This window comes from Solihabitans fulvus (assembly GCF_008386585.1).
Taxonomy (GTDB): domain Bacteria; phylum Actinomycetota; class Actinomycetes; order Mycobacteriales; family Pseudonocardiaceae; genus Solihabitans; species Solihabitans fulvus.
Genome location: NZ_VUOB01000064.1, coordinates 128,862 through 142,418 on the forward strand (window position 1 = coordinate 128,862; position 13,557 = coordinate 142,418).

The 13,557-nt window shown below is 71.2% G+C and carries 10 protein-coding genes; 5 read left to right on the top strand and 5 right to left on the bottom strand.

Going from position 1 to position 13,557, the window contains the following annotated elements; translation table 11 throughout:
• Positions 1-10: 10 nt before the first annotated feature.
• Both F0L68_RS32095 and F0L68_RS32100 read right to left on the bottom strand, forming a co-directional pair.
• Complete coding sequence (locus F0L68_RS32095) at positions 11-1,234, bottom strand: MFS transporter (protein WP_149853606.1); 1,224 nt, start codon at positions 1,232-1,234, stop codon at positions 11-13.
• Positions 1,231-2,598, bottom strand: coding sequence for an ATP-grasp domain-containing protein (locus F0L68_RS32100; protein ID WP_149853607.1), 1,368 nt, complete (start codon positions 2,596-2,598; stop codon positions 1,231-1,233). The genes F0L68_RS32095 and F0L68_RS32100 overlap by 4 nt, the downstream gene beginning before the upstream one ends.
• Positions 2,599-2,893: 295 nt before the next feature.
• Between F0L68_RS32100 and F0L68_RS32105 the strand changes: the two genes are divergently transcribed.
• The 4 genes from F0L68_RS32105 to F0L68_RS32120 all read left to right on the top strand — a co-directional run bounded on the left by F0L68_RS32105 (position 2,894) and on the right by F0L68_RS32120 (position 7,849).
• Positions 2,894-4,939 (top strand): iron-containing redox enzyme family protein, encoded by a 2,046-nt coding sequence (locus F0L68_RS32105; RefSeq protein WP_188316938.1) that lies wholly within the window; start codon positions 2,894-2,896, stop codon positions 4,937-4,939.
• A 74-nt stretch (positions 4,940-5,013) separates the two neighbouring features.
• A complete protein-coding gene (locus F0L68_RS32110) occupies positions 5,014-5,661 on the top strand; it encodes an O-methyltransferase (RefSeq protein WP_223199313.1) in 648 nt (215 codons plus the stop codon).
• Positions 5,661-6,575 carry a branched-chain-amino-acid transaminase gene (ilvE, locus tag F0L68_RS32115; protein ID WP_149853609.1) on the top strand — a complete coding sequence of 305 codons (915 nt, stop codon included), beginning with the start codon at positions 5,661-5,663 and terminating at the stop codon, positions 6,573-6,575. Before F0L68_RS32110 ends, ilvE begins: the two co-directional genes overlap by 1 nt.
• Before the next feature lie 125 nt (positions 6,576-6,700).
• On the top strand, positions 6,701-7,849 hold the full coding sequence (locus tag F0L68_RS32120) for a serine hydrolase domain-containing protein (protein WP_149853610.1): 1,149 nt from the start codon (positions 6,701-6,703) through the stop codon (positions 7,847-7,849).
• A gap of 32 nt (positions 7,850-7,881) precedes the next feature.
• Here F0L68_RS32120 and F0L68_RS32125 read toward each other — a convergent pair whose 3' ends face one another.
• From F0L68_RS32125 to F0L68_RS32135, 3 genes are all read right to left on the bottom strand, one after another.
• Positions 7,882-8,667 carry an SDR family oxidoreductase gene (locus tag F0L68_RS32125; protein ID WP_149853611.1) on the bottom strand — a complete coding sequence of 262 codons (786 nt, stop codon included), beginning with the start codon at positions 8,665-8,667 and terminating at the stop codon, positions 7,882-7,884.
• A gap of 7 nt (positions 8,668-8,674) precedes the next feature.
• Positions 8,675-10,015: a M20/M25/M40 family metallo-hydrolase gene (locus F0L68_RS32130; protein WP_223199314.1), complete on the bottom strand. Its 1,341-nt coding sequence runs from the start codon at positions 10,013-10,015 to the stop codon at positions 8,675-8,677.
• Between the two features lie 202 nt (positions 10,016-10,217).
• A complete protein-coding gene (locus tag F0L68_RS32135; protein ID WP_149853612.1) occupies positions 10,218-11,201 on the bottom strand; it encodes a helix-turn-helix transcriptional regulator in 984 nt (327 codons plus the stop codon).
• 138 nt (positions 11,202-11,339) lie between these two features.
• Between F0L68_RS32135 and F0L68_RS32140 the strand changes: the two genes are divergently transcribed.
• Entirely contained in the window at positions 11,340-13,541 is a 2,202-nt protein-coding gene (locus tag F0L68_RS32140) for a putative Ig domain-containing protein (protein ID WP_223199315.1), read from the top strand.
• Positions 13,542-13,557: the final 16 nt, after the last annotated feature.

Below are 13,557 nucleotides of genomic sequence, written 5' to 3' on the forward strand. Positions count from 1 at the left end.
CGGCCGGCTGTCAAGTGGAACCGGGTCGCGCCGGTACCGGATCGGGCTGCCGGACACCGAGCAGCGCGAGCAGCACCGCGCCGACGCCGATCGCGCCGAACGCCGCCCACGCCGACCAGTTCGCGTACTGGAACAGCACCGCGCCGAGCGCGGGACCGACGGCGTAGCCGACGCTCTGGGCCGCGCCGAGCGCCGCGATGTACCTGCCGCGCACCTCGGGCGGCGCGATGATCGCGGGATACGCCGTCAGGGACGGGGCCGCCGCGATCTCACCGAGCGTGCGGACGACGGTCGCGACCACCAGCAGGACGATGCCGGCGCGCACCCCGTACAGCACGACGCCGGTGGCGATCAGCCCGACGCCGCACGGGATGGCGCGGCGCAGCGGCCAGGTCTGCACGACCTTGGTCAGCGGCAGCTCGAACAGGATCACCAGCAGCGCGTTGGTCGCCACGAGCGCGCCGTACAGCGCCGTCGGCATCCCCCACGCGTGCAGTTGCAGCGGCAGGGTGGCCAGGTACTGGCACTCCACGATCGCCATCAGCACCAGCGACCCGACGACCAACAGGTAGCGGCGGTCGCGGAGCACCACCCGGTAGCCGCCCTGCCGCCGCTCGGCCGTCCTTGCGGCGACGTTTCTGGACACCGCACGAGGCAGCCAGGCTAGGGCGACCGCGCCGAACACCAGCGAGGTGCCCATGTTGGTGAGGAAGACGACGCGGTAGGACAGCGCCGCCAGTGCCGCGCCGATCAGCGGTCCGAGCATCGCGCCAAGGTTGAGCGCGAGGCGGTAGACCGCGGAGACCATCACCAGTCGCCGCGCCGGGGTCACGGCGGCGAGCAGCGAGCTGGCCGCCGGCAGGTACGCCTGCGCGGTGAGGCCGGCGGCCGCGCACAGCGCGACCAGCGGCGGGTAGGCGTGCACGAACGGCAGCGCCCCGACGAGCGCGCCGCCGAGCAACGTCGAGCCGCCGATGGTGCGCCGCGCGCCGAACCGGTCGGTGACCACGCCGCCGAGGAACACCCCGCACAGCGCGCCCGCGCCGTAGGCGGTCAGCGCGAGCCCGGCCGCCGACGGCGACACCCCGGTGCCGGTCAGGTACAGCACCAGGTAGATCTGGATGAACGAGCCCATCCGGTTGATCGCGACGCCGACCAGCAGCAGCGCGGCGGGGCGCGGCAGGCCGCGCAGCGTGGCCAGCACGCCGCCGGGGGCCTCGTCGGCCACGGTCACCGGGCGGGCACCGCCTCCGGCAGCGCGAGGTGCAGGTTGTCCAGGATTCCGTAGCAGTCCCGCAGCAGGGTCTCCGCATCGGCGGCCCGCAGGTAGAAGATCCCGGCCCAGTTCAGCGCGCCGTCGCTGGGGTCGTACCTCGGGATGAGGGTGCCGCGCGGCAGCGTCTGCTGCTCGACGACCGACACCGACGTGCCAGCCGAGACGAGCGTGGACCAGTCGAGCTCGCGGTCGTCCCAGATCCGCTGGTCCCGCCACGGCCGACCGGCCGAGTCGGCGGCGATCATGGCGAGCGTCGCGGCTGCGCCCGTGCCCGCGGTGCGCATCCGTTCGGGGTATTCCACCCGCTCGCCGAGCAATTCCCTAGTGAGCATCGAGATCATGTCGAGCCCGAACACGTCCTCGATTTCCCGGACCAACATGCAGCCACCGAATCTGGCGGCGGACTCGATGACGGTGAGTTCGCCGTCCGGCCCCAACATGATCTCGGTGTGCGTGCCGCAGGTATCGAGTTCGAGCGCGTCCACGGCAATCGTCGCAACTTTTTCCACTCTTCGCTGCAATTGCTCCGAAAGGACGCACGGCGCTAGGTTCGCAGGTTCGATGAATGGCGGAACTGTGGGCATTCGGCCGGTCAGGCTAATTGGATGGTAGGTGCCGGAAGAAACGATTCCCTCGACGCTTACGTATGGACCGTACCGTTTGTCGGTTTCATACCACCCTGAGGTCGAGCCGTTAATTATCTCCTCGACGAGGAACGTCGCGTCGGTGCCGGCCTCGCGCAGCTCGCCGATGCCGGTCGCGCGAACCCTGCCGACCGCCGCGTTGGCCGCGGCCCAGACCCGCTCGGCGTCCTCGACGCCGCCGAGCTCGGCCTGACCCATGGAGCCCGCGCCCCACGCGGCCTTGAGCAGCAGCGGCGGGGTCAGCTCGGCGCAGCCGGCGCGGAGGTCGCGCAGGCTCGCCACCCGACGGTAGCCCGGCACGGGGACGCCGGCGTCCGCCCAGGTGTCGCGCATGAGCCGCTTGTCCCTGGCCCGCAGCACGCCGGGGCCCGCCCCGCGCAGGCCGAGCCGGGTGGCGGCCTCGGCGACCGGCACCATGGCGAACTCGGACGTGGCGATGACCGCGTCCGCGGCCACCCGCTCGGCGTGCCCGACGATCAGCTCGACCAGCGCGTCCCCGGTCGGCGGCGGGCCGTCGAGTTCGGTGACCGAAGCGCACAGCGGGCGCCACAGCTCCGTCTCCACCGAGGGCAGCGGCACGATCGCGAGCACGTGCAGCGCGCCGCACGCGGCGATGGCCGGCAGCGAGTGGGCCAGCGGAGTACCGCCGCGCACGTACACGAACAAGATCTGTCTCACCGGCAGACTCCCGAATCAGTTCTGATCATTCCTGATCAATCTCGGACACGCGACAATGAATTTATTGACCCTAGCTACGGAGTTCGGACAGCGCTAGTGTGGGTGACCGAGACACATTATGGACGCTGCGGCCACTGGTTGACGCCGGTCGGTCGAACACCTGTGGAGAGCTAGCCCGTTCGGAGCATGAGAAATACAGTGAAGCCGCCTGGGTTACGTTCCTGAACAGGCGGTCGACGACTGCGCCTACTGGGGGGCCAGAATAATGCTGCCGTTATTAGGTGACACCTTTGTCGTGCAGTCTCCAGACTTTCAGGGATACGTCGTCGTCGACGCGATGGTCGGCGGTCGCGCCGTTGGCGGAACCAGGATGACCCCCGGGGTGACGCTCGACGACGTCGCCGGGCTCGCCAACCAGATGTCCCTGAAGCTCGCGCTGGCCGGGCTGCCGATCGGCGGCGCGAAGGCCGGCATCCGGTGCGCGCTGCCCGAGGGCGAGCGCCGGGACCGCGCGCTGCGGGACTTCGGCCGTTGGGCGGCCCCGCTGCTGCGCGACGGCGTCTACCTCGGCAGCGACCAGGGCGTCACCTACCGGGACAGGGCGATCCTGTTCGAGGCGGCCGGTTTCGACGAGTCCGCCATCTCGCCGCGGCGCCCGCTGCCCTGCTCGTGGGGACAGCTGTGGGAGCACCTGGCCGACATCACCGGCCACGGCGTCGCCGAGGCGACCTCGGTCGCCGTGTCCGGCGAGGGCAGGACCGTGGCGCTCCAGGGCTTCGGCATCGTGGGGCGTGGAGCCGCCCAGGAGCTCACCCAGCTCGGCGCCATCGTCGTGGCGGTCGCGGACCGGCTCGGGGTGGTCGCGGCGCCGGGCGGGCTGCCGCTGGACCTGGTGCTCGCGGCCACCGACGCCGCCGGCACGATCGATCGGACCGCCCTGCCGGACGGCCTGCTGCTGTCCGGCAGGCCCGACGCGTGGCTGGACGTCGACGCCGACATCCTCGTGCTCGCCGCGGGCGGCGGCGCGCTGCACGCGGGGAACGCGGACCGGGTCCAGGCAAGCCTGGTGGTCGAGGGCGCCAACTCGCCGTGCACGCGGGACGCGCTGCGCGCGCTGGCCGCGCGCGGGATCCCCGTGCTGCCGGGAATCGTCGCCAACTGCGGCAGCGCGACCGTGACCGCCCTGGTGCTGACCGACTCGCTGCCCGGGGTCGACGACGCTCCCGACGTCGCCTCGCTGACGAAGTACCTGTTCGACCGGGTCGGGTCGCAGGTTCGGGACACCACCCGCGAGGTGATCGCGCGCGCGAACCGTTCTGGCGTCTCGTGGTACGAGGCCGCCGAGGACCTGGCGCGTCGGCGGTTGCCGCGCGCGTCCGGACCTGCCCCAGCCCGATCCGGCCCGACCCGATCCGCCCAAACCCGATCTGCCCAAACCCGATGGCAGAGCCAATCGCAGACAGAAAGGACCAGCACGATGTCCAGTGACACCATGCCCGATCTGGCGCACGCGACCGTCGGCAAGCCGTCGACGCGGTTGTCCGATCCACTCCCCCAGGCCCAGGATCCCGGCGACTTCGTCGACGGACTGACCAACGAGGTGCTCACCTCTGCGGCCGCGAACATCGGGCCGTTCTACGAGCGCCTGATCGCCGGTCGCATTCCGCTGTCGGGCGTCCAGGCGTGGGTCAAGCAGTGGTACGTCGACTCCAGGATGTTCCCGTCGGTGATCGGCCAGATCGCGGCCAACGCCGGCTACTTCTACGACGCCCGCCAGGTGATGGGCGCGAACTTCGCCGAGGAGCTCGGTGAGTTCAACCCGCTGCGGGAGCACCCGGTGACGGTGCGGCAGCTGGCCAGGGCGCTCGGCGTCAGCGACGAGGAGCTGGAGTTCACCGAGCCGTACCCGGAGACGCTGCTGTACGTGGAGTACCGCCAGCACCTGGTCCGCGACTACCACTGGCTCGAGGGCCTCGCGGCCGGCAGCTTCGCGATCGAGCTGACCATCCCCAACCGGTTCAGGAAGATCGCCGCGGCGCTGTCCGCGCAGTTCGGCCTTGACGACGAGGCGCTGGAGGTGTTCCGCATCCACGCCGGCGACGAGCGGCTGGAGCTGGACTACGGCGGCGACGACAAGCACGCGGGCGAGGCGCAGGACCTGATCCGCAAGTACGCGGTGACCGCCGAGATGCAGCACAGGGTGCGGCTGGCCATGTGGCGCTCGATCGAGGCGCGCAAGGTCTACCAGTGGGGCCTGTTCCGGGAGATCTGTCTCAAGCACGACCCGTTGTGGTCGACCATCGTGGCCGGCAGCGACGCGCCGGCCGAACAGACCGTCTGATCACCGCGGCCGGGAAACCCTGCTGGGCAAGGGAAACGCCGGCCCGCGGTGCCACACCGGACAAGGAGGACGTCATGCAGGTGGCCCCGGCGATCGAGGCCGTGCTGGCCAGGTTGGAGGAGCGGTCGGCCCGTGAGCAGCCCGAACTGGAGCGCCTCAACGGCGTCGGCGCCGCGGCCACCCGCGCCGCGGCGCCGGGGCTGATGCTCGATGTCGGCCCGCAGGTCGGCAGGCTGCTCAACGCGCTGGTGCGGATCACCGACGCGAAGTTCGTGCTGGAGGTCGGCGGTTCCGTCGGCTACTCGACGGTCTGGCTCGCCGAGGCGCTGACGCACACCGGCGGCCACGCGCTGTCCCTCGAACCGGAGCCGGACAAGGCGGTGCAGCTCGGGAACAACCTCGCCGCCGCCGGCCTCGGCGACCACGTCGACGTCCTCGTGGAGGACGCCGGCGCGGTGATCCCCAGGCTGGCCGGGCCGTTCGACGTGGTGCTGATCGACCACTGGAAGGACCTCTACGTCAGGGAGTTCGACGCGGCGTGGCCGAAGCTGCGCGAGGGCGGCGTGATCGTGGCCGACAACATCTGCCGGCCGACCGCGACGGCGGACCTGATGCAGGAGTACGTCGAGCACGTGCGGAATGCTCCTGGGGCCTACTCCTTCACGCTCGACATCGGCAACGGCGTCGAGCTGACCTGGCGGACCAACACCGAGGAGGCGTGATGATCGAGCCGGTCGGGCAGGTGTGGCTGGACGGCAAGGTCGTCGACGCGGAGGACAGCAGGGTCGGGCTGCTGACCCATTCGCTGCACTACGGTTTCGGCGCGCTGGACGGCTTCCGGTCCTATCGGCAGGACGGCGGCGGGGTCGCGGCGTTCCGGCTGGCCGACCACCTCGCCCGGCTGCGCTCCTCCGCGTCGGCCATCGGCCTCGAACTCGGCCACACGCATGGGGATCTGGTCGAGGGGGCGTGCGATGTGTTGCGCACCAACGGTCTCGACGACGCCTACGTGCGGCCGCTGGTGTTCGTCGGCGAGCCCAACATCATCTTCGCGCACTGGCTCAACCCGGTGCACGTGGCGCTGGTGCCGTTCGCCTGGTCCGGCTACTCCGACCGGGACGCGGACGCCGGCACCACCGCGCAGGTCTCCCCGTATCCGCGCCCCAAGGCGCATGCCGCGCTGTACAACGCGAAGCTCACCGGCAACTACCTGCTGAGCGTCATCGCGTTCGGGCACGCCAGGTCCAGCGGCGTGCAGCAGGCGATCTTCCTGGACGAGGACGGCTTCGTCTGCGAGAGCACCGGGGAGAACCTGTTCGCGGTGCACGGGAATCTCGTGTCGACGCCCCCGGCGACCAGGTCGCTGCTGCCGGGGCTGACCAGGGCCACGGTGCTGGTGCTGGCCGCCGAGCTCGGCTACGAGGTCGCGGAGCGGGACCTGACCGTGCCGCAGCTGCACGACGCCGACGAGGTGTTCACCACCGGCACCGCGTCCGGCGTGCTGGCCATCCCGGAGTTGGACGGGCGGCGGATCGGTGACGGCACCGCGCCGGTGGCGCGCGCCCTCCGGCAGCGTTACCTGGACGCGGCGCGCGGTCGGCTGCCCGAGCACGCCGACTGGCTCACCATTCTCTAGGCCGCCCAACGGCTCTGGGCCCGACGCCCTGAGCAGATGATCTGAGCCGATCGGGCCGACGGCGCGCGACCGTCGGCCCACTTGGTTAGCCTGCCCTCCGACGGCACACTCGGAAGGGCGGCTCAATGACCAGCCTGCGCGACATTCTCCAGCGGCACGTGGACAACGGATCGATGCCGGGCGCGGTGGCCCTGGTCGGCCGGGGCGACGAGGTCGAGGTCGCGGCGGTCGGCTCCGTGGACGTCGAGGGTTCCGCCCCGATGGCCAGGGACTCGATCTTCCGCGTCGCCTCGATCACCAAGCCCGTCACCGCCGCCGCGGTGCTGATGCTGGTGGAGGATGGCCGGATCGCGTTGCACGACCCGGTCGCGCGGTGGCTGCCCGAGCTGGCGACGCCGACCGTGGTCCGCACGCCGGGCGGTCCGGTCGACGACGTGGTCCCAGCCGCGCGGCCGATCCTGGTGCTCGACCTGCTCACCTCCCGCGCTGGGTACGGCTTCCCCGCCGACTTCACGCTGCCGGTGATCCAGGTGATGTTCGAGGAGGTGCAGCGGGACGGCCGCAACCCGCAGAGCATGCCGGCGCCGGACGAGTGGATGGCCACGCTGGCGCGCATTCCGCTGGTCCACCAGCCCGGCGACGCGTGGCTGTACAACACCTGTTCCGATCTTCAGGGCGTGCTGGTCGCCAGGGCGTCCGGCCAGCCCTTCCCCGAGTTCCTTGCGGAGCGGCTGTTCGAGCCGCTCGGCATGACCGACACCGGATTCGGCGTGCCGGCCGACCGGCTGGACCGGTTCACCAGCTTCTACTGGACGGAGCCGGACGGCGGACTGCGGCTCGCCGACGCTCCCGACGGGCAGTGGACCACCCCGCATGCCTTCCCGTCCGGCGCGGGCGGCCTAGCCTCGACCGTCGACGACTGGTATGCCTTCGGCCGGCTGCTGAACGCCGGGGGGATCGTCGACGGCAGGCGGCTGCTGTCGGCGGAGTCGGTCCGGCTGATGACCACCGACCATCTGACCCAGCCCCAGCGCGACGCCAGCCGGTTGTTCCTGGAGGGTCAGGGCTGGGGTTTCGGCGGCTCGGTCGACGTCGCGGCCCTCGACCCGTGGAACGTGCCGGGACGCTACGGCTGGGTCGGCGGTACCGGCACGGCCGCGCACGTCACGCCGTCGACCGGCGCGGTCAGCATCCTGCTCACCCAGGCCGGCATGACCGGGCCGACCCCGAACGCCGTGATGCGGGACTTCTGGCGGTACGCGGCGAACGCCTGACGGTCCGCCGGTGACCTTTCCTGGACACCGCGCTAGCCGATGGCGACCTCGGGCGGCAGCTTGCCGCCGCCGACGCCGGGCACGCCCCGGAACCGGTACGGGCCGCCCTCCTGGCCGGGCTGCACGGTCCATGCCTCCCCGGGGCCGCCGCGCGCCAGCACCGCCAGCAGCGTGTCCACGACGTTGTCCGGGGTGAGCAGCGGGAAGTCCAGCTGGTCGAACTCCTCCCTGGCCGCGCCGAGCAGCAGGGTGTCCACGAACCCTGGGCACAGCGCGCACAGCGTGATCCCGTCGGCCGCGAGCGCCGCGCCGGCCGCCCGGACGTAGCCGACCACCGCGTGTTTGGTCATCGTGTACAGCGGGTCGGCCGGCATGGCGGTCAGCCCGGCCAGCGAGGCCATCACGACGATGCTGCCGCCGCCCGACCTGCGCAGGGCGGGCACGGCGGCGCAGGTGCCGAACACGACGTGGTCGACGTTGACCCCGACGACACTGCGGTACCTGGCCACGTCGAGCGCGTCGTCGACGGCGCGCTGGCCACCGCCGACCCCCGCGTTGAGCAGCACCAGGTCCAGCCGGCCGAACTCGGCCTCCGCGCGCCCGACGGCCGAGGGCATCGTGGCCGGATCGCTGACGTCCCCGACCACCGCCAAGCCGCCGACCTGCTCGGCGACCCGCCGCGCGCCGACCTCGTCCACGTCGACCACGGCGACGCGCGCGCCCAGCCCGGCCAGCCGGCGCGCGGCCGCCGCGCCGATGCCGGACGCGCCGCCGGTGACCAGCGCGCCTTTGCCGCTGAGTTCAGCCGTGGTTGCCATGGCGCTCCTAGGAGTTGCGCAGGAACCGATCCAGAACCCTCGTGCCGAACTTAAGCGCATCCACCGGCACCCGCTCGTCGACGCCGTGGAACAGGCCGGAGAAGTCCAGGTCCGGCGGCAGCTTCAGCGGGGCGAAGCCGAAGCACCGGATACCGAGCTCCTGGAACGACTTGGCGTCCGTGCCGCCGGAGAGCATGTACGGCAGCACGTGCGCGCCGGGGTCCTCCGCGGTGATCGACGCCGTCATCGCGTCGACCAGCGCGCCGTCGAAGGTGGTCTCCACCGGCGGCAGGCTCAGCCACTCGCGTTCCACGTCCGGGCCGAGGATCTCGGCAAGCTCGCGGTCGAACGCCTCCTGGCGGCCGGGCAGGATCCGGCAGTCCACCGTGGCCTCGGCGACCGTGGGGATCACGTTGGCCTTGTAGCCGGCGGACAGCATCGTCGGGTTGGCCGTGTCGCGCAGCGTCGCGCCGATCATCCGCGACACCGCGCCGAGCTTGCCGACCGCGCCCTCGAGGTCGTCCTCGGGGAAGTCGATGCCGGTGATCTCGGTGACGCCGGCGAGGAACTCCCGCACCGAGTCGGTCAGCACGATCGGGAACCGGTGCTGGCCGAGCCTGCTGACCGCGGCGGCCAGCTTGGTGACCGCGTTGTCGCGGTGCAGCATCGACCCGTGGCCCGCCGTGCCGCGCACCCGCAGCGTCAGCCAGGCGATGCCCTTCTCGGCGGTCTCGACCAGGTAGGCGCGGACGTCGTCCTTGAGGGTGATGGAGAACCCGCCGACCTCGCTGATCGCCTCGGTCGCGCCCTCGAACAGCTCGGGCCGGTTCCGCACGAGCCAGCGCGCGCCGTAGGTGCCGCCCGCCTCCTCGTCCGCGAGGAACGCGAAGATCAGGTCGCGCGGCGGGGTGATGCCGTCGCGCTTGAGCCGGCGGGCGGTGGCCAGGGTCATCGCGACCATGTCCTTCATGTCCACCGCGCCGCGGCCCCACACGTAGCCGTCCTGGACCGCCCCGGAGAACGGGTGCACAGACCATTCCGACGCGTCGGCCGGCACGACGTCGAGGTGGCCGTGCACGAGCAGCGCGCCCCGGCTCTGGTCGGCGCCGGCCAGCCGCGCGACGACGTTGCCCCGGCCCTTCGCGCCCGACTCGACGTAGGTCGTCTCGAACCCGACCTCGGCGAGCTGCTCGGCGACCCATTCGGCGGCGACGCGTTCGCCGACCACCGTGGCGGGGTCGCCGGTGTTGGTGGTGTCGATGCGGATCAGCTCGCTGGCGAGCGTCACCACCTCGTCCTGTGCCACGCGCAGTCCTGGGTCGTTGCTCAGATCCTTGGGCTCACTCACTGGGTCTTCCTATCATTGCTGGCGGGGGCGCGCCGAGAGCCCGGGCCGTCCCGGTCGCGCCGCGTCGATCCAGCGAAGCCGATCGCGCGCATCGTCCGGTCGCTCCCGTCACCAAGATCGCCTGTTCGGCGTAGCCAACCAGGCGCGGCGGGTCGTTGCTCCTCCATTCCATCCTCTGGACGGACTTGACCGTTTGGCGTTGCTAGATCCATCCGTTGCGCATGGCGTGCAGGGCCAACTGGAAGCGGTTGGCCGCGCCCGTCCGCGACATCAGGCTTTCCAGATGGCGGAACAGTGTCCGCCTGCTGACGCCGAGGCTGCGGGCCGCCTGGTCGTCGCCGATGCCGGCCGCGAGCAGGCCGAGCAGCCGCCGTTCGCTCGGTTGCAGGTAGGGCCCCTCGGTGCCGGCGCCGAGACTGAGCGGCAGCGCCGCCCGCCAGCACATCTCGAACAGTCCCACCAGCGCCGACAGCAGGCTGCACGGCCGGATCAGCAGGGCGGACTGGTTGGCGTCGGCGTCGCCCGCCGACAGCGACACCACGGCGCAGTCGTCGTCGATGATCATCAACTTGACCGGCACGTCGGGCAGGATCCTGGCCTCCTCGCCGGACTTGGCGGCCGGTACCACGTTGCCGGCCAGGTACTCCGTCCGTTCGAGCGCGACCTTCGCGTAGACCACGCGGTACCGCACGCCCCCGGCCAGGTTGTCCAGCTCGACCTGGTTGGCGTCGGCGTCGGCGTAGTAGGGCGGCGAGTCGAGGCCCCGGACCTCGGTGTGCGCGGACCGCTCCAGCTGGTAGATGCGGTCCACCACGGCGGGCCCGTTGATCACCTCGATCAGGTGCTCGGCCGGGTCGCCGCTGATCGACCGGCGGAACACGTCGAACGCGTTCATGGCCGTGATCCGCGCCTGGGTCAGCTCCAGATCGCGGCGCCGGGTCAACAGGTCGAGGCCGGGTCCCGGCGGGATGGGAGTGACCGAGGTCCGGTCCGCGTTGACGACGCTGACCAGTCCGGCGTCGGCCAGCGCCTCGAAGCACGAGTGGACGCTGTCAGGGTGGCGTCCGGTGTTCTCGGCGAGTGCGCCGACCGTGGAAGTGCCCTCTGCCAGTAGTTCCAGGTAGACCTCCGCTTCATCCTTTTTCAGGCCAAGTGTCATCAGATGGTCGATTGTGTCGGGCACCATGAGCAGCTCCCGCAGGGTTGTGAGCCGTCACATTTGAGCCAGTGGCACGTGAGCGCCACCACAGCGCTCGTTCCCGTTGTACACAACTGACACCGCTGGGTGAAACAACCCATTCGGTCACACTCCCTTGGAGGGAACGTGCGCAGTGTCAAGCGAGGGCTTGTCGCCATTGGCGGACTGGCCGCGCTGTTACTGACCGCCCCGTCAGTAACAGCGATCGCCAGCCCGGCATCACCCCAGGCCGTCCCTGCGGCCGCCCAGTCCACCACCCACGTCTGCGACCAGGCCGTGAAGCCCGGTTTCGCGACCTGTTTCGCGTTGAAGCGGACCGACCACATCACGCCGAACCTGCCAGGCGGTTACGGGCCGACCGACCTCCGGTCGGCCTACAACCTCACGGCCAGCGGCAGTGGCACCGCGACGGTCGCGATCGTCGACTCCAACGACGACCCGAACGCCGAGTCGGACCTGGCCACCTACCGATCGACCTACGGCCTGCCCGCCTGCACCACGGCCAACGGCTGCTTCAAGAAGGTCAACGAGAACGGGCAGACCAGCCCGCTGCCCGCCGGTGACACCGGCTGGGCCGGCGAGATCTCGCTGGACGTCGACATGGTGTCGGCCATCTGCCCGGCGTGCCACATCCTGTTGGTCGAGGCGAACCAGCCGCAGATGGCGGACCTGGGCACCGCGGTGAACACGGCCGTGTCGATGGGCGCGAAGTACGTGTCCAACAGCTACGGCGGCTCGGAGGACGGCACCGAGAACAGCTCGGACTCCAGCTACTTCAACCACGCCGGTGTCGCGATCACCGCGAGCACCGGTGACAGCGGCTTCGGCGTCAGCTACCCCGCGTCCTCGCAGTACGTCACGGCGGTCGGCGGCACCACGCTGAACCGTGGTGGCGGCACGCGCGGCTGGTCGGAGACCGTGTGGAGCGGCGCCGGCAGCGGCTGCTCGGGCTCCGTGCCCAAGCCGTCGTTCCAGAACGGCGTGAACACCAGCTGCGCCAACCGAGGCGAGGGCGACGTGTCGGCGGTGGCCGACCCGGCGACCGGCGTCGCGGTCTACCAGACCTACGGCGGCAGCGGCTGGGCGGTCTACGGCGGCACCAGTGCCTCCGCGCCGATCATCGCCTCCGTCTACGCCCTTGCCGGCACCCCCGGCGCCTCGGACCGTCCCGCGGCCTACCCCTACAGCCACACCACCAACCTCTACGACGTCACCTCGGGCAACAACGGCAGCTGCGGCGCGCCGATGTGCACCGCGGGCCCCGGCTGGGACGGCCCGACCGGTCTCGGCACGCCCAACGGCACCGCCGCGTTCACCGCGGGCGGCGGCCCCTCGCCCGTCTCGGTGACCAACCCGGGCAGCCAGGCCGGCTCCGTCGGCACGGCCGCCAGCCTTCAGCTCAGCGCCACCGGCGGCACCTCGCCGTACACCTGGACCGCCACCGGCCTGCCGGCCGGCCTGTCCATCAGCTCCGGCGGCCTGATCTCCGGGACGCCGACCACCGCGGGGACCTACTCGGTCACCGCGACCGCGAAGGACAGTGCCACCCCTGCCGGCACTGGCAGCGCGACGTTCAGCTGGACGATCAGCGGCGGCGGCCCCTCGCCCGTCTCGGTCGCCAACCCGGGCAGCCAGACCGGCTCCGTCGGCACGGCCGCCAGCCTCCAGCTCAGCGCCACCGGCGGCACCTCGCCGTACACCTGGACCGCCACCGGCCTGCCGGCCGGCCTGTCCATCAACGCCTCCACCGGCAAGATCTCCGGCACGCCGACCACCGCGGGGACCTACTCGGTCACCGCGACCGCGAAGGACAGCGCCAGCCCGGCCGGCAGCGGCAGCACCACCTTCAGCTGGACCATCAGCGGTGGCGGCGGCTGCACGGGTCAGCTGTTCGGCAACTCCGGCTTCGAGTCCGGCAACACCACGTGGTCGTCGACCTCGGGTGTGATCGGCCAGAACGGGCCGTCCGAGCCCGCGCGCACGGGCACCTGGAACGCCTGGCTGGACGGTTACGGCTCGTCTCACACCGACACGCTCTCCCAGTCGGTGACCATCCCCGCCAACTGCCACGCGACGCTGTCGTTCTGGCTGCACATCGACACCTCGGAGACCACCACCTCGACGGCCTACGACAAGCTGACCGTCAAGGCTGGCTCGACGACGTTGTCCAGCTACAGCAACCTCGACAAGAACACGGGCTACGCGCAGAAGACGTTCGACGTCTCGTCGATGGCGGGTCAGACCGTCACGATCCTGTTCACCGGCACGGAGGACTCGTCGCTCCAGACGTCCTTCGTGATCGACGACACGGCGGTCACCCTGAGCTGACACCGAACTGATCGCC